The 17637-nt window shown below is 39.1% G+C and carries 15 protein-coding genes and 1 pseudogene; 5 read left to right on the forward strand and 11 right to left on the reverse strand.

Annotated features, from left to right (window positions below):
* Positions 1–5: 5 nt before the first annotated feature.
* Positions 6–1676, forward strand: a complete 1671-nt coding sequence (locus LG336_RS14745) for an ATP-binding protein (protein WP_404328263.1) — start codon at positions 6–8, stop codon at positions 1674–1676.
* 21 nt (positions 1677–1697) lie between these two features.
* Positions 1698–3158 carry a sigma-54-dependent transcriptional regulator gene (locus tag LG336_RS14750; protein ID WP_404328264.1) on the forward strand — a complete coding sequence of 487 codons (1461 nt, stop codon included), beginning with the start codon at positions 1698–1700 and terminating at the stop codon, positions 3156–3158.
* Positions 3159–3253: 95 nt separating this feature from the next.
* On the opposite strand, the gene adhP is transcribed toward LG336_RS14750, so the two are convergent.
* The 5 genes and pseudogenes from adhP to LG336_RS14775 form a co-directional block, all read right to left on the reverse strand.
* Positions 3254–4267 carry an alcohol dehydrogenase AdhP gene (gene adhP / locus LG336_RS14755; RefSeq protein WP_404333173.1) on the reverse strand — a complete coding sequence of 338 codons (1014 nt, stop codon included), beginning with the start codon at positions 4265–4267 and terminating at the stop codon, positions 3254–3256.
* A 351-nt stretch (positions 4268–4618) separates the two neighbouring features.
* Positions 4619–5098 (reverse strand): hypothetical protein, encoded by a 480-nt coding sequence (locus LG336_RS14760; protein WP_404328265.1) that lies wholly within the window; start codon positions 5096–5098, stop codon positions 4619–4621.
* Positions 5099–5255: 157 nt separating this feature from the next.
* Positions 5256–7472, reverse strand: a complete 2217-nt coding sequence (locus LG336_RS14765) for a glycosyltransferase family 2 protein (protein ID WP_404328266.1) — start codon at positions 7470–7472, stop codon at positions 5256–5258.
* A gap of 397 nt (positions 7473–7869) precedes the next feature.
* Positions 7870–8246 (reverse strand): annotated as a pseudogene (locus LG336_RS14770) (universal stress protein).
* Positions 8247–8397: 151 nt separating this feature from the next.
* Positions 8398–9852, reverse strand: coding sequence for a DHA2 family efflux MFS transporter permease subunit (locus LG336_RS14775; protein ID WP_404328267.1), 1455 nt, complete (start codon positions 9850–9852; stop codon positions 8398–8400).
* 292 nt (positions 9853–10144) lie between these two features.
* On the opposite strand from LG336_RS14775, the gene LG336_RS14780 reads away from it, so the two are divergent.
* Together LG336_RS14780 and LG336_RS14785 are read left to right on the forward strand one after the other, a co-directional pair.
* Positions 10145–10651, forward strand: coding sequence for a CarD family transcriptional regulator (locus LG336_RS14780; protein WP_404328268.1), 507 nt, complete (start codon positions 10145–10147; stop codon positions 10649–10651).
* 261 nt (positions 10652–10912) lie between these two features.
* Entirely contained in the window at positions 10913–11284 is a 372-nt protein-coding gene (locus LG336_RS14785; protein ID WP_404333174.1) for a winged helix DNA-binding protein, read from the forward strand.
* Between the two features lie 150 nt (positions 11285–11434).
* Here the strand turns inward: LG336_RS14785 and LG336_RS14790 are convergent, their stop codons facing one another.
* From LG336_RS14790 to LG336_RS14815, 6 genes are all read right to left on the reverse strand, one after another.
* Positions 11435–12979, reverse strand: coding sequence for a M3 family metallopeptidase (locus LG336_RS14790; protein WP_404328269.1), 1545 nt, complete (start codon positions 12977–12979; stop codon positions 11435–11437).
* A 72-nt stretch (positions 12980–13051) separates the two neighbouring features.
* Complete coding sequence (locus tag LG336_RS14795) at positions 13052–13474, reverse strand: NUDIX hydrolase (protein WP_404328270.1); 423 nt, start codon at positions 13472–13474, stop codon at positions 13052–13054.
* A gap of 111 nt (positions 13475–13585) precedes the next feature.
* Positions 13586–14341 (reverse strand): SDR family NAD(P)-dependent oxidoreductase, encoded by a 756-nt coding sequence (locus tag LG336_RS14800; protein ID WP_404328271.1) that lies wholly within the window; start codon positions 14339–14341, stop codon positions 13586–13588.
* A 31-nt stretch (positions 14342–14372) separates the two neighbouring features.
* A complete protein-coding gene (locus LG336_RS14805; RefSeq protein WP_404328272.1) occupies positions 14373–15206 on the reverse strand; it encodes an alpha/beta fold hydrolase in 834 nt (277 codons plus the stop codon).
* 510 nt (positions 15207–15716) lie between these two features.
* Positions 15717–16115, reverse strand: coding sequence for an HPr family phosphocarrier protein (locus tag LG336_RS14810; protein WP_404328273.1), 399 nt, complete (start codon positions 16113–16115; stop codon positions 15717–15719).
* A 352-nt stretch (positions 16116–16467) separates the two neighbouring features.
* Entirely contained in the window at positions 16468–16731 is a 264-nt protein-coding gene (locus LG336_RS14815) for a hypothetical protein (RefSeq protein WP_404328274.1), read from the reverse strand.
* 256 nt (positions 16732–16987) lie between these two features.
* Here LG336_RS14815 and LG336_RS14820 point away from each other — a divergent pair, with 256 nt between their 5' ends.
* Complete coding sequence (locus tag LG336_RS14820) at positions 16988–17560, forward strand: HAD hydrolase-like protein (protein ID WP_404328275.1); 573 nt, start codon at positions 16988–16990, stop codon at positions 17558–17560.
* Positions 17561–17637: the final 77 nt, after the last annotated feature.

Here is a 17637-nt window from a genome sequence, read left to right on the forward strand (position 1 = left end):
GTCGGATGCGAAACAGAGAAGAAATGATTACGTTTTTAACAGGTGTTCAATCTTCAAAGCGAAATTATTATACAGAGTTAAAAAAGACCGTTAGTGAGCTACAAAAGAAAAATACCCAACTTGAAATCATCAATGACGTGATGAAAGGTTTTAACATCGAAATGTCTATGGATGATATGTTGAAAAATGTTTTTGAAAAACTGCAAACCATTTTTTCGATTCATCAGATTAGTCTTTCGGTTGTCGAGGGGAGAAATCTGGTTCGTACAAATGTCTTTCCCTCCCCCGCTGAACATTTCATTCCGTTAGGACCGATTCCAGATAAAAACTCGTTATACTGGCATGTTGTCCGTTCTGGTAAGCCGCTTTTTTATCGAACTTCCGATGAACACACGTGGAGGGAAAATGAATCGTTGAAAAAAATTGGGCTAAAAAGCTTGTTCTTATTTCCATTAGTCAACAAAGGAAAAGTATTCGGCCTCCTTGCGATTGGAAGTAAAACGATGGATGAGCACACTCCCTCTGACCTCACCTTTTTTCAGCAGCTTTCTGATCAAGTGGCCGTTTGTATGGAGAACGCCCGCCTTTACAACGAAGTCCTTGAAACGAAAAAGCATTGGGAAGAAACGTTTCAAGCGGTATCAGAGGCCATTTTTACCGTCGGGGTGGATGGAAACATCCTTCAAGCCAATCTTGCAGCTTACCAATATTTCCCTGAAAACAGTAAGCTTTCTGGACGACAGGTCGAGGAGCTCCTTTTTCAAAAAGAGGACAACCCTTTCCGCACTTCAATGATAACAAAAGCACCCTCAACTGCGGAGATAAATCTTCGTGATAAAGTCTGCGAGTGTTATTCCTACCCTGTCTTTGATGATGCGGATCACCTCTATGCAGGGATTATCTATATTAAAGATGTAACAGCCAAAAGAAAAATCGAAGCTCAGCTGATTCAATCTGGAAAACTCGCGGCGATTGGCGAAATGGCTGCAGGTGTAGCACATGAGCTAAACAATCCGCTTACGGCCGTAATGGGAAATGCACAGCTATTGTTACGAAAACTCGATCTAAGTGATCCCCAGCACAAACTGCTCGAAAACATCTATGAATGCGGGAAACGAAGCAAAACGATCATTCGCAATCTCTTAACGTTTTCGCGACAGGAAGAGGTCCTTTTCGAACAGTGCTCCATGAATGAGGCAGTACAACAGGTGTTGGGATTAGTAGGCAATCAATTGAGAAAGATGATGATTGACATTGAAACCGACCTGGATGATTCCCTCCCGTTCATCGAAGGGAGCAACCAACAAATTGGGCAAATCATCTTAAATTTACTATTAAATGCGAAAGATGCCTTAGAAGATAGTGATAAGTCTAATAAAAAAATTCACATACATACGGGCAGGGAAACAATCGAAGGCGTTCAATCGGTCGTCTTAACTGTTACTGACAATGGAACCGGCATGGAGGAAGCACTTGTTGCCGATATTTTCCATCCCTTTTTTACAACGAAAAACGCAGTAAAGGGAACCGGACTTGGGTTATCTGTAAGCCTTGGCATTGCGGAAGCCCACGGCGGAACTTTAAAAGCCGAAAGTAAACTAGAATGTGGTAGTAGCTTTAAGCTAATTTTACCCATACCGTCCTCTATTAATCTGTCTAGCCTATCATTGCGCTAGACTTAAAGAAAGGAGTAAGCGATGGCAAACATTTTAATCGTCGATGATGAACAAGAAATTGGCCATTTCCTCAGCTACCTTTTAAGTGAAAAAGACCATATTGTGACCATTTGCATGAGTGGAGCCGATTATGAACGTTGTGTTACGGAGCAAGAATTTCAACTTGCTTTCCTAGACGTCAGATTACCTGATCGTAACGGTCTTGAGATTCTCCAGCATCTAAAAAAAGTTCAGCCTATGTGTAAGGTGATAGTCATGACCGGCTATGCGAACGTTAAAACAGCGGTTGAAGCCATAAGGTTAGGTGCGAATGATTTTATTGAAAAGCCTTTTGATGATATAGAAGACATTGAAAAGCTCGCAGACGAACTCCTTGAAAATGGGCCAGTTCCATCGCTGAGTTGTGCCAGAGAAATCGCTTCAAAAATGGATTGTTTTATCGGAAGTAGCAAGGAAATGAATCAACTATTTACTCTCGCCTACAAGTTTGCTCAGAAAAATATCACGGTTTTAATCGAGGGAGAGACTGGAACAGGAAAAGATGTGCTGGCCAACTTTATTCATCAAGCGAGCCGACGTGCGGATTACCCTTATGTTCCTGTCAATTGTGGGGCCATTACAGAAAGTCTCCTAGAAAGCGAGTTGTTTGGTCATGCGAAAGGTGCGTTCACTGGTGCCGCCAAGGACCGCAAAGGCTATTTTGAGCTAGCGGGAAAAGGGACCTTGTTTTTAGATGAAATTGGCGAAGCCTCCCTCACCACCCAAGTGAAGCTTTTGCGGGTACTTGAAACAGGCGAGTTTATCAAAGTAGGCGGAGAAACGACGCAACGCAGCCAAGCAAGAGTCATTGCCGCATCCCATGTCAACCTCCACGAGGCAGTTGAACATGGTTCTTTTCGGGAAGATCTTCTTTATCGCTTGGATGTAGTAAAGCTAAGAATTCCGCCATTGCGTGAGCGGCTTGAAGATATTCCCGCTTTTATTGAGTATTATTTAAACCAACTAGAACTGGACCTTTCGTTTGCGCCAGAAACAATTGATTGTTTATGTCAATATGAGTGGCCTGGAAATATCCGCGAATTAGTAAATGTCATTAATCGTGCCGTCGCCTTAGCAGAGGGGGAAAGTACAAGAATTACTCCTCATTACTTGCCAGCCAAGTTTTTCACCGCGCCTTCGTTAGCCAATAAGGTGGAAAGCGAAAAACCGGAAATAGAGTTTGATGATTACTTAAGAATTTGGCAACAAGATATTCTGGAGATGTGGAAGCAGGATAAAGACACATCACTCCCAGAGCTTCTTGATAAAATTAAAGCCTTTGAAACGGAGGCCACACATGCCTTTATCCAAAAGGCGCTTAGAAAAACGGTTGGCGACCGGAAAGAAGCAACAAAGAATCTTGGCATTAGCATGCGCAGGCTTCGGTATTATTTGAATGAGAAAAAGAATACAAGAGAAAGAGAGCCAATGTTAAAAGATTAGTTATACTGTATGAAAGTAAAATAGTAAAGCACTGCGATCACAGTCGCAGTGCTTTTTAGATTCTTCCCGAACTATTTTTAAAAGAGTGATTAGGTTTAGTTCATTTTCAAAACGACACGGCCGTTAATTTTACCTGCTTCCATATTTTCAAACACTTCATTGATGGAATCAAGCGAAACTGCTTCAATTTGCGAACGAACTTTTCCACGTGCGGCAAAGTCAAGTGCCTCTTGCATATCTTTTCTAGTACCAACAATCGAGCCTTTTACTGTTACTCCGTTTAGGACCGTATCAAAGATTGGAATTGGTAGCTCATCATGTGGCAGACCAACGACGACTAACGTTCCGCCACGTTTAACCGATTGATAGGCTTGTTCAAAGGCTTTTTTCGTTACAGCCACACTTACCGCTGCCTGAACCCCACCAACTGCTTCCTTGATTGCTTCAACTGGATCTACGCTTCTTCCATTTACCGTTAAATCAGCGCCTAACTCTTTTGCTAATACTAATTTTTCATCTTGAATATCAACAGCAATGACATTAAATCCCATCGCTTTCGCATATTGAAGAGCGATATGCCCAAGACCACCGATTCCATAAATCGCTACCCAGTCTCCTGGTTTTGCTTCAGAAACCTTCAATGCCTTATAAGTAGTAACGCCTGCACAAAGGATTGGAGCTACTTCAACAGGGTCTAACCCTTCTGGAATTCTCGCAACATAATCTGCTGGTGCTTTACAGTATTCCGCATAGCCACCGTCCACTGAGTAGCCACCATTTTCTTGATCGAGACAAAGGGTCTCTCGCCCACTTAAACAATATTCACATTCTCCACAAGCAGAAAACAACCAAGGAATCCCAACACGATCGCCAACTTTCAGCGATTTTACCCCTTCGCCCACTTCTTCAATAATTCCGACCCCTTCATGACCTGGAATTAAAGGTAACTTGGGTTTAATTGGCCAATCTCCGTTAGCAGCATGTAAATCTGTATGACACACACCACAGGCTTCTATTTTTACCAGCACCTCGCCAAACTCTAATGTTGGTTTTGGAACTTCTTTTACTTCAAGCTTTTGTTTGAATTCATTGACCACGGCCGCTTTCATGCTACCCTTTTCGACTTTTTGCTTCACTTCATTCTCAACCTGAGTTTTCATACTTCCCATTCCCCCTATTGTTAAATTCACTTTATCTAGATGCAACTTCCGTGCCAACTATTAAAATAGGGAAAACGCTTACTAAACATGGGATAAGTCTTGCTCGACAGCCGAAAAATTGGCCAGATTGACCGATAAAACGGTCAATCTGGCCGAGAGCTGTTATATCGGCTTCTCCTCTTATCTCAATTGAACTTTCGTTTTCATAAAAAAACAGGCCAACTCCTTGCTTTGGGAGTTTGACCTGTTCAAATTTCTATTTTTTATAATTAAAAGATTGGAGCTTCTCTTAGCTAGAAATTATCTCTCAGCTTCAAGCTTCTGCTCCTTTTCTTGATCTGTTTTAAATAAGTTTTTTGAAACGGCATTTAATTTATTCAAAAACCGATTGAATCCAAAGCCTACAAAGAATGCAATGCTGATTTGGCCATATGGCGCGTTTTCGAAATCGACAAATTCAATTAGGAAGATCCCACTCTGGATTAAAGTCACGGCAATTACAGCGGTCCCCGTCGCAAAAATTGGATAAAAGATGTACATAATCCAAACACGGTAGTTCGTTAAATTGTCCCTCATATAATGCGAGCAAAACATATACAAATGGCGTAAGGAACCGCCAATTGATCCTGCAAAGAAGTAGTACAAAAAGATTTCGATATCTGAAATGATGGGAAACACCTTCTCCAGTTCTCCCGTCCAAAGAGCACCTACTGCCAAGAAACTACCGAAAAATAATAGGGATAGATACGTAAGGATGACCACTTTTAACCATTTAGGCATTCCAGCACCCCCGGTAAAGATACACTATCTTATGTAGAAGGAGTGAAAACGTTAAAAGACAGCAAGGGAATTGGCGAAATTCATCTTGGAAAACAATTTCTCGTATACAAAGATGCAATGCATTGAACTTTTATAAACAGATGAAAAAAACCTCCCATTAAGAGAGGTCTTCTAAAAGTCGTGGGCCATTCTCCTGGTCGACCCACTTCAATTCTATTTTTACCTGACTATCCTGAACCTTCGTATCCGTAACCTGTCCTAAATAAAGATACTCATGATTAGGCAACCTCACACCAATCAGTTCTTTGGCGGTGAACGCTAATCCTTCAACCGATAGTGTGCAGCCATGATCTCCTATCTTGGTTAACGATGCTTCCTTCATTTTCCCAGGAGGAATCGCCTCCGGCTTCAACCTCATTGTTAAATCTTGTTTGGGGTCCATTGTTGGATCAATGATTACTATTTGGCAATTCCTATTCACTTCACGCTGTGGCATTCTCTTCATTTCTTTCCTAGCAGGTGAAAAAATATCTTTTAGAAATGTCAACAACACATACAGGACACCTGTTCGATTCTTGTATTTAAACATACTTTCAGGCGGTATGGCACCGTACACTTCTTTTACCCAGAATTGATAATCACTTTCTTCCATATCATGAAACCGAATCCCCAACTGGTACCCTTTTCCAAACGTGTCATAATAAACAATTTGTCCTTTCAATCTATGAGTGCCCGTCGTTCCATGAATGATGACGATGATCTCTTCCGAAAAAGCTTTTAGACTTCCCACAAACAGCCGACATCCTGTTTCACTTATATCTATGGTAGCCCCACTACTAAGTAAATCGTTATCGAGAATATCTATAAGTAATCTTTTCTTGAACCTCTCTGATTTCCTAACTTTTGGCTTTTCCCTTGCTAATAATAAAACTGGAATACTAATCATCACATTATATAAAGCCCAAAATAAGTTGATTAGGGTTCCATCCCTTAATTGGTCTTGTGTTTGCTTGAGCCCAAGCACAATGGCAAATATCCCGATAAAAATAATCACGAGGTGGGGAACCAAAAAGGGAATGTTCACTTTAGCCTTGGTGGTGGTGACCCCCTTATTCGTTACCTTAAAAGGGATTCCTTTTTTAGCAAACGTTTCAACAAGCACCGCCCAGGCCAAAAAAGGAGCAACCGAGATTTCATAAATACTGCTCCATGTCCGTTTTAAGCGATTTTCAAGCAGCATCCTTTCGGCAATAAGTGCAAGGATGAATTGTGGGACCCAAAACATTAACATTCCATCCAGAGTTGCCACAAGAGCTGGGATTCCAAAGAGCAAATAGACAATTGGGGCAAAGATGAATACCATTCGGAATACACCAAAATACCAATATAAAAAATAACTAACATACACCAAACGTTGGACGACACTAAGCCCTGGCAATGTAATCGGATTCCACTTACGCATCGTTTGGATCGTTCCGCGTGCCCAGCGAATGCGTTGCTGAAGATAATCTTGTAACGTCTCAGCTGTGAGACCTTGAGCCAATACTTCATTATGAAAAATGGTTTTATATCCTTTGGTTTGGATGAGCATTCCTGTTGCCATATCTTCGGTGATCGTCCCTGTTGCAAAACCACCAATAGCCTCGATGGCACCTCTTCGAAAGATGGTATTACTTCCGACATAAAGGGTGGAGTTCAAACGACCGACTCCACTTTGAATCGTTCGCATAAATAGGTCTTGCTCATTTGGAATGTTTTTACCTTGGCCAAGATTATATTGAAAAATATCATCGTTGTAGAACGATTGTGGTGTTTGAACAAAGGCAACTTCACTGTCTTCAAAGTACCCTAATGTGTGTTTCAGAAAGGTCGGTTTTGGCATCATATCCGCATCAATTGTAACGACTAACTCTCCATTCGTTTTAAGCAATGCGTTGTTTAAGTTCCCTGCCTTTGCATGGATATTGGTTTCTCTTGTGATATACCCTACACCTAGTGTAGACGCCAAGTTCTTCATTTCTATTCGGTTGCCATCATCACAAATCCAAATGGAGAAGCATTCTTTTGGATAATCTATGTTCTGACACGCGACAACCGTACGCCTTACAATGTCAACAGACTCATTATAGGTGGCGAGAAGAATATCCACATGTTTCTTTGTTTTTATTTTAGGAGGGATTGGATGATCATTCGGTCTGTATATGATGGAAAAAAGCAGGGTATTTTGAATGGCCAAAGTAATTTCAGAAACAAGAAGCAAAATCCCTGGGATTAACGCGATTCCAGCTGGTAACGTAAAGATTGTGCGCCACCCAATATACATCCATATTGCGATTAGGGTTATTAGAATGATGATTTGCTTTGCAATTCTCATAAAATTACACCATACTTCCGGAATGTCTATGTTTGGATATGTAATAGCTCGATAAGTTCATTTATTATAATTTGTGTCTGATGGTCAGTAATATACTGGAGAATTTCCATTACCTGTCTACGAAGTTCCTTATTTTCCAAGGCTCTTTTCTCAGACTTTGTTGCTTTTCAATACCATAACTTATCTATAAAAAGAAGATTGTGGAAGGTTTCTTCCTTTCATTATAAATAGATTATTAAAGATATGGCTGTGGTGCCCTAGGCTGTTGATTTCCGCTCAAGGCACTTCGCTCCAATCAACGGTATGTAACAATAAAAGAAAAAACCACACATAAAAGAATAACTTTTACGAGTGGTTCAATTGGGTTCTCTCTACCTATTGTTTCTGTTACAATTCTCTACTTCGCAGCATCCAATTCAGGTGTGCGGATAACTAACACATCGCATTTAGCTGTACGGATAATTGCTTCCGTTACCGAGCCTGTTAAGAAACGTTCAACTGCATTTAGGCCTGTTGCACCACAAATAATGACATCAGCCTCTACTTGAATCGCGAGTTTATTTGTGATGATGGTCTTTGGTGAGCCGTATTCAATGACTGACTTAACGTTTTGAATGCCTTCAGCCTCAGCTTGCACTTTATATTTTTTAACAAGTCCTCTGATTGCTGTTGGACACGCTCTAAGATCGTACGATCAAAAGCCTCGTAGGCACGATTTTCAATTACATTTACGATGTTTAATACAGAGCCAACATTGCGTTTCGCAACATCCACTGCTTTGCTTAATGCATACTCAGATTGTACCGAGCCGTCTACGCTACTAAAATACTTTTATATTGATTTGCCATAATCGATTATCTCCTTCGATGCATCTCATTTTTTGCATAATGTTGTACGCTTTTCAGTGAATCCTACCGTCATGCTCCTATTCGCGAACTGCTTTAGTCGCTTTCACTGTAACGGTAGAGTTTGCCTTTACTTGGCTTGGTTTTTTCGTAAACAAAGCAAGAATAAGGCCTACGATGGAAATTCCAGTTGTAAAGTAGAACGCATATTTGACGCCAGCAGCTAATACTTCTGGCTGTGTAGCATTAGGAAATTCTACTAAATAACCAGATTGCCCGGCTGTGAACACTGTAATGGCAACCGCCGTACCTGCAGCCCCAGCTACCTGGTTTAAGGTATTCATTGCCGCTGATCCATCTGCATATAACTCACGAGGCAATTGATTCAATCCATTTGTTTGGGATGGCATCATCACCATTGTAATTCCAAAGAAGAATAGCATAAAGGCTACGATGACCTGCCAAGTAGGTGTTTGAGCTGAAAGAGTCGCTAGAAACATGATATTTCCAAGGATAACAAACACAAATCCTGTAATAACGAAACGACGAGCTCCAAATTTATCAAATAGTGTACCTACAATTGGTGACATAATAAAGTTGACAGCATTACCATGAAGTAAAATTAAACCAGCCATCGCTGCACTAAAGAGTAAAGCCCCCTTTAAGTACATTGGCAGTAAAATAGCCGTGGATAAAATCATTAAAATACCAAGGAACATGATGGCTGTTCCAATTGTAAACATCGGGTACTTAAACACACGTAGGTTGACCATTGGTTGGTCCATCTTCATTTGACGAAGACCAAACACAACAAGAGCCATAATTCCTACCAGTAATGGTCCCCATACCTTAGGAGATGAAAAGGCTGTTTCCGCCATTGTACTCAAACCAAAGATTAATCCACCAAACCCGATCGTTGATAACAGAATCGACATCACATCGATTTTAGGTTTGGTAATTTCCGAAACGTTTGTAATGATTGCTGCTGCAACAACCGTTAATAGCACATATAAAATTGCACTAATCCAGAAAATATAAGACCAGCCTAACGTACTAATAATAACCCCAGAAAGAGTTGGTCCTAAAGCAGGTGCTAAGGTAATAACTAGACCCATAATTCCCATTACGGCTCCACGTTTTTGAATCGGGAAAATAAGTAAAAGCACACTCATCATGACCGGAAGGATAAGTCCCGTTCCAATTGCTTGTACAATTCGACCCATGATTAACATGATAAAATCTAAAGATAAAGCTGCTAGGATCGCTCCCACTAGCGAGATCATAAGTCCTCCAACAACTAATTGTCTAGTCGTAAACCATCTCATTAATAACGCTGAGATCGGGACTAAAATCGCTAAGACTAGTAAATATCCTGTTGTTAGCCACTGCGCCGTTCCTGCTGTAATTGAAAATTCGTCCATTACATTTGTTAATGCCATGTTTAAGGCAGTTTCTCCAAATAAACCAATAAAAGCTCCGAACATTAAAATAAAGGCCATTGCCTTTGGCTTTCTTACTTGAATATGAGTCTCCATACACTTCTCCTTTATCCTTCATTCATTTTACTTTGTAGTCGAAAATTTGATGATCATATCAATTTATAAAAACATTCATGATTTCAATTACGACAATACCAATCAGCTGAAAAGGTTCATGACAATCTAATATTCAGCTGGATACTAGATTCTTTTCCGGAGTACACCTCCACATACTTTCGGGCCGTTTATTACTATATCAGTAGTATTTTAAAAATGTCAACCTAGTTGACAAAATTTATTTTATAGGGTATCATCAACTTAGTTGACAATTTTTTTGAGGGGTGAAAATATGTTTAATATTGGCGATTTGATTATCTATTCGGGTCATGGTATTTGCCAAATTGATGATATTTGCGAAAAAACCATTTCAGGAATCACTAGAGATTATTACGTATTACACCCAATGGAAAATAACCCTCCATTAACCATTAGTACTCCAGTAACGAACAATAAAGTGGTCATGCTAGAACTGATTCAGAAGGAAGAAGCACATAAAATCCTAGAGTCATTTAAAAAACCAGGTGTCAAGTGGGATGACAATCCGAATACACGGTACAATATTTATTCAGAGCTGATCAATACAGGCGAACGTAATGAAATAGCAAAGGTCATCAATACGTTAATGTGTAAAAAAATTGAAGCTGAACGTAAGGAAAAAAAACTTTATGAACGCGATCAAAAGTTGTTGAACGCAACACAAGCAATCCTCTTTAAAGAATTGTCCATTACTTTGGGAACTACATTTGAAGAGATAAACGAAAGAATTTTGAAGGTAATACTCGAAACTAGTATTTAATATACATATCTACTAAAAAGAATGGCCCTATTCGAAAATCGCCTTATTCAATAGAGCGATTTTTTTTATTATCACCTAGAAAGTATCTTTCTAGGTTGTTGACAAAGGGCTTCCCCGATAAGCAGAGACAATGTCAACCTAATTGATGAAAGGAAATCGTTCTTGTATACTTATGAGTGATTAAAATGATTGGAAGTGACACGATTGAAACTTGATTATCGCCATATTGACTTAATTGACTTAATAAGTGAACGACATGGAATGCTTCGAAAACTATCAGAAGATTTATGGAACGATAACAGCGAGCTTCACATATCCAATTCTGAGTGGTACATCATGTCAAGAATCTATAAAAGGCAACCTACGATTGCAGAGGTTTCCAAAAACGTAGATATTTCTAGACAAGCAACACATAAGTTTATAAAAAATATGGAAGCAAAAAAATTAGTCGTGGTTATGAACGTTAAAAATAACAATAAAGAAAAGTGCATCGAGTTAACTGAATTTGGGAATGAGTGTTTTGAAAAAAATGAGGCACTCAAGGCATCCCTTGAGAAAAAAATTGCCGATAAAATCGGCGAGGATCAAGTAGTATTCCTAAAAAAAATCCTTAAGTCAGATTGGGGATTATAAAGACCACTTAAATGAAAACTTTTAACGTTGATGTTTGTACTAATATTTTCTTCAAACAAAAAGGGATAACAGAGTTGGAACCATCCTTTGACCTCCAACTAGTGTATCCCTTTTTTAGTTATTTGTTGAAATTATCCTGCGCTTTTGATTCTAACAAGTTTGATTACCTTCTTTTACTAATGTTTGTTTTAAGTATAAAAAAGTATGACGTTCTCCACAAAGCCGCTCTAGGCGTTCTTGCCAGGAATAAAGTTGATTCGGCTCAATAAAATGTTTAAGAATTTCATTAAAAACGTCTTTCTTCCCGTACAGACTTTGAATACTAAATTTGTTGCGAATCATGTCTCTTATCGCTAAAGCAAAATTATAATCCTGGAAAAATGCTGGATTTTCAATATAAAACATTTCGCTTGCTGGATGGAACGTTTCACCCTCATAGCCAAATACTCGCTTATAGCATTCATTCGCGATTGCCTCGAAGCTTCTATTAGGGCTTTTATACAATTCATATTCGACCAAGCTAAAATAGTAATTGATTTTCACCATGTTCAAATCGGTTAATTGATTCATCTCGGCTATCTGAACGTACTCATCTTCCTGTATATCGAAATTTTTCAAGAGGAAATCTTTATCCGTCACGATCGTTTGGAATGATTCAGCTACAGACTCAGCTGCGATGCTTGAATAAAACCGGTAGAGCTCTGGGTATTGGTATGAACTATAATATCCATCAATCGCATGCCCGAACTCATGTATTCCTGAAAGAAAAGCAGAATAGGAATCTCGTTTGTTTGTGACCAGTTTGATGTTGTTTGGATGGATATTGATGCAAAAACCACCGTATGGTATCTCGAGACTCTCAATTGAAACAGGAATTTGTTCGATACTAATTCCTAAACTTCCTGCAACATCTGCTAACACTTCTTTCATCCGATTAGAGGAAAAAGACAGATTTTGAATATGATTGAAATGAAAAGTGGAAAAGTATTGATCATAATAATGGATTTTTTCCCAACCGAATTTTTCTTTTATCCTATTTCCCCAAACTTTTGAAAAGCTTCTCGTTTGTTCTAATAAAAGGTTCATTTCCTTGATATAAGTATCCATATTCATTTCTTTTTGACTACATCTAAAATGATAGTAATTGGTATATCCCATTTCCTGAGCTAGTTTGTTGCGCTTTTGAATCAACCTTCTGAATAAATCCTCATTCTTTTTACCAATCTTTTTCGACTCCAGCAAAAGTAGCTTTCGTAGGTGACGATCAGGATTTTCAATAATATTAGCGTGAACGCTCCCAAGATTGTATTCTTTTCCATTTACAGTAAAACTACTCCCCATTAGATTGCCCTGCAACTGTTTTTGGAGTTCTACCACTTCCTTATGACTATCAAGCGCTTCTTCGTTCATCTTTGCTAAAAAAACCTCAAGTCGGCGATGCCAAACATGGTCGGCCTGTAAAACGTCCTTCCACGATAATAAGATTTCCTTCAACTCCTCACTTGTCATCAAGTTATGCTTAATTCTTTGGATCTCATCGATTCTTTGACTTTGCACTCCATGAGCATACATCTCATAGTACAACCTCTCTTCTTCCTGATAAAGTTGATCAAGCTGTTTTATTGCCTCTTCATAAGCCTGTTTCCAATCACTTAGCTTCTTTATTTGAGTTAATTGTTCGAAACCTAGATTCATGATTCACCTCACTGAGGAAGATGGGAAATGGTTTCAGGAAATAGCGCTATAAATAGCATGAAACCTATCTAATTACTTATCTAATAGCTCCGCTTGTAAAATACTATCTTTTAAAAATCTCGGTGCACTTGGATGATTCATCACTTCTTCGGTTGTTAGCCACAATACGCTTTCGACTTCGTCTGCGCTTACCGGAGCTGCCTCTCCTGAATCATATTCGCAGAGAAAAACAATATTGACGACGTTTTCTCCCTTATCACTAACAAAAGAGGTGCTTTGGACATACCTTAACTCTTCCTTTACAGCGACCCCAACTTCCTCCATCAACTCTCGTTTCACAGATCTTTCTAAAATAGCTGAGCTGTTTCCTTCAGGGTCTACCTTTCCACCAACTAAAGACAGCTTTCCCCCAGCATGATCCTCTTTTTTGCTTCTCTCAATGATTAACCACTTTCCTTGATGCCTCAATGCTCCCTCAACGTTTATGATAAACATGTTAAATCGTTCACCCGTTTTATGTATGTGTTGTTTTAAAGAATGTTAAAAATCCTCAATAAAAAGGGACAATTGAAACCTTCTCGGAAGGCTTTATTGTCCCCACTGCTTTTACATCGCTCCCATTCCCCCGTCGGCCCGATATTGGGCTCCCGTGATAAAGCTGCTTTCATCAGAGGCTAGGAATAATACCAAGTTGGCAATATCACTTGATTCTCCATAGCGCCGTAATGGAATGGTTTTCGCTAATCGTTCTTCATCTACATTAAGCCCTTCCTCTAGGTCACGAACCATGTTTGTATTAACCGGTGATGGATGAACCGAGTTCACACGTACATTCGCTTTCGCAACCTCAACAGCAGCGGCTTTCGTTAATCCTACTACTGCGTGTTTTGATGCAATATAAGGCGACAGCCTATGGCTTCCCTGTAAGCCCGAAACAGATGAAGTATTAATGACACTCCCATACCCTTGTTTCGTCATGATAGGGAGAACATATTTCAATCCTAAAAAGACGCCACGAGCATTCACGTTCATAACTTGATCAAAGTCCTCTACGCTCAAATCAACTAGGCGTCCCATTTTCCCAACAATTCCAGCATTGTTAAAAAACACATCAATCTTGCCAAACTGTTCGACGGTTTGCTTGACGTAATTCTGTACGTCCTCTACCTTCGACACATCCGCTTGAATCGCGAGAACTTGCCCAATTGATTCAAGCTCACTTTTCACCTCTTGAAGAGGTTCCTCAAATAGATCGACTAAGACAACTTTAGCTCCTTCATGAAGGAATCTTTCCGCTGTCACCTTCCCTATACCACCTGCTCCACCAGTGATTAACGCAACTTTCCCTGCTAATCTTCCCACTTTTATGACTTCCCCCCATTTCCTATTTTAATTATTTTTGATTTAAAACCGACTGATAGTGATCTTTTACAAAAGGAATAACCTGCTCAGGTGCTTCGACATGAATAAAATGCCCTGTACTCGGAATGATTTCAATTGTTGCGTGTGGGAATTGCTCGTCCCGCGTTTTATAAGCAAAACCAGATGGAATATAAGGATCATTTTCACCCCATAGAATCGTGACCGGCTTTTTAATCTGCGCAAGCTTCTGATAAGGTTCTACTAGTTGCAAATTAGCAGAACGATATAATTCTAGAATCGTATTTCGCGTTTCTTCTTTTTCAAAAATAGAGAAAAAGTCTTCAAGAATATCTTCATCTACCGACGGGATTTCCTTTTTCATATTGGTCATCCATGCTTCCTTATTGGCCATCGCTTCGACCACTCTTTCCCCCACTTCTGGAGTGCGCCATTTTCTAGCAAGCGGATGCCATCTATATCCTGGGACTAGACAAGTATCACTTATAATCAAGCTTTCCACTTTATCAGGAAAATCACAAGCCCATCGGAGCCCAATCATCCCACCCCAGTCATGAACCACCAGATGGATTTTCTCTAAGGATAGCGCTTCCATAAAATCGGTGATAAAAGCAACGTACTTCTCCCAAGTCGACGCATAAGGGAAACGGTCACTCTGTCCAAAACCCGGAAGATCAGGGGCAATTGGTCGGAACCCTTGTGAAGCAATTTCCGGAATAAGATGTTTCCACAGCATACTTGATTCAGGCACCCCGTGGATGAGTAGCACAGCTGGTGACGTTTTTGAACCCTCATCTATGTAGGAAATCTTTTGGTCGTTTAGCTGCAGTGTTTTTTTCGTTATCATTTCATTCTCTCCTTCAGACATTGCCCGGTTTTCAATATATTAAATATTTAGTTAAATTGTACCATTTTATAGGGGAAAAGTGATGAAGTATTTCTGGGTTGTCTTAGGTTTTCCATTGATATTATAAGAGGGTTGATGTCACATGTGGGGTCTATTCACTTTTTTTTCATTCTATTCGCGAAAATCACGGGTCTATTCGCATATTTCTCTCTTCTATTCACGCAAAAGACCTCCCTATTCGCATATTTCTTCCTTCTATATAACGTAATAAACTCTTCTATTCACGCAAAATACCTTTCTATTCACATAGTCAGTTTCTATTCACGTGTTTTCCCATTCTATTCGCGAAAATCTCAGGTCTATTCGCATATTTCTTCCTACTATTCACGCAAAAGACTCTTCTATTCACGCAAGCTATTTCTCTTCACTTAAAACTTGGGTAAACCTAAGGAAAAAAGACCTTTTTCTAATTTTCAAGAAAAGGTCTTTCCAACATTTTGTTATTTCTTATTAATTCTTCTTCACCGTCAAATACGATTTAGCCACATTCTGCACCACAGATGTCCAACGAGATTGAGAGTCTTTGAGCGCATTATTGACGTTATCGACACCTTCTTGATCCCAAAGACTAAGGGCAGACGACGGATTATTCTGCTCTTCGATAAAATTTGTTATTTGTTCCAGCGCCTCACCAGCTTCCTGCCCTTTTACGATGACGATAAACTCTGTACCAGTCCTCGCAGGAATGAGCAAACTCATCGCTCCTAATATGCTACTCGCACTGATGGTTCGATTGTTTTTTTCAATAATGATATCAGCATTAAATGAACCATTTAACTGGACAAATTCTAAGGTTTTTTGAACGGTAAATCCACCTTCTGGAATACGGAATCCTCTACTCATTTCCATATAAATTCCTCCTTTAATATGTGGTAAAACCCTCAATACTTCTCCTACTTAGTACGGGGTATACCATTTAAGAAAAGACAGAAACGACGTAATTAAAACACAGTCCAACACACTTTGTAAAATGGGAATTTTGTATAGTACAGATGATTTATAAGTAAATTTATCACAGCCCTTAGACACCGTATATGTTTTTGGAAGGGAACGTAACAGAGTTTTTCTGTTTAAGATTGTTAACTGTCCTTCAATTCAAAAACAAAAAAGCCTAACTCTTTGTGACGGTGAGTTAGGCTTACGTATATTGTTTGAATATGCTACGTTATCGTAGATCAATAAAGATTTCTTTTCCACATGTTTAACTTTTCCGTTTTAAAACAAAGGCAAAAATAATGGCAATCAACGGATAAAGCAAGAGAAGTCTAAAAGAACCTCCTTGTGTGAACAGAATAATGCCAGGAATGATAAAAGCTAAGCCGCTATACATGAGAGCCTTCGAGGATTTGCGCACAAACCCAATCACTAGAAACACTCCTGCTGCAATAATTAATCCCCATAAAATAATTGCAATCGAGATAAATCCAATACTCAACATGATGGAGCCTAAAAGGAAGTCACTCATCTTGTACTCCTCCTTATAATCACAACCTCAAACCCATTACAACTTCACTTTTATTATACTCCGGATTTCCAGTTTTTGTTAGTCCTTTGCGAATTATTTCCCTGTTCATCAAGCTACATTTCACTATAGAAATTCCCTCACATTTTCAGGTTCAGTTTATTGAGATGATTTCAAAAAGACTTTGCTTTCCTATTTTATTCATAGTAAAATACTTTCTTTAGAACAAAAACATTACATTTTTAAAAAGAGGGGTATTATGAATATACTATGGGATTTTGATGGAACACTGTTTGATACCTATCCATCCCTTGTCGAGGGTTTTATTCACTTAAGTGGAAGAGATCTTGCACATGAAGAAGTGTTAAAATGGTTGAAAAAGGATTCGAAAACCGCCTTTAGGCATTATGGCATTGATGAAAGTGAACGAGCAGAATACCAACGGTTACATAATGAGTACGCAAGAACTAGTAGTGTCCCTTTTGAACACCTTGAGGAAGTGTTATCCCGTGTTGAGAGCAATGTGATTGTCACTCACCGAGATAAAGAGTCGACGATTTATCTCCTTGAGAAGTTCAATTTAAGAAAATATTTTAAGGATATTGTTGCGGTTGAAGAACAAGGCTTCACAAGAAAGCCTGATAGTTCCTCCTATGAATTTGTCCTTAAAAATCATCGAATTAATTTGGTGGTTGGTGATCGAGATTTAGATTTAATTCCAGCAAGAAAATTAAAGATTAAAACCGTTGCCTTCCAAAACAAAGATATTGAAGCAGATTTTCATATTGAAAGCTATAAGGATTTTGTTCCAATGGTCCTAGAACGTCTTTAATATAATAAAGACCCCTTAGATTTTAATAGGTCTAAGGGGTTTTTATTGTAAATAAATTGTAAGCCAGTCATATCCAA

The sequence above is a fragment of the Mesobacillus maritimus genome (assembly GCF_044803185.1).
Lineage (GTDB): Bacteria > Bacillota > Bacilli > Bacillales > Cytobacillaceae > Mesobacillus_B > Mesobacillus_B maritimus_B.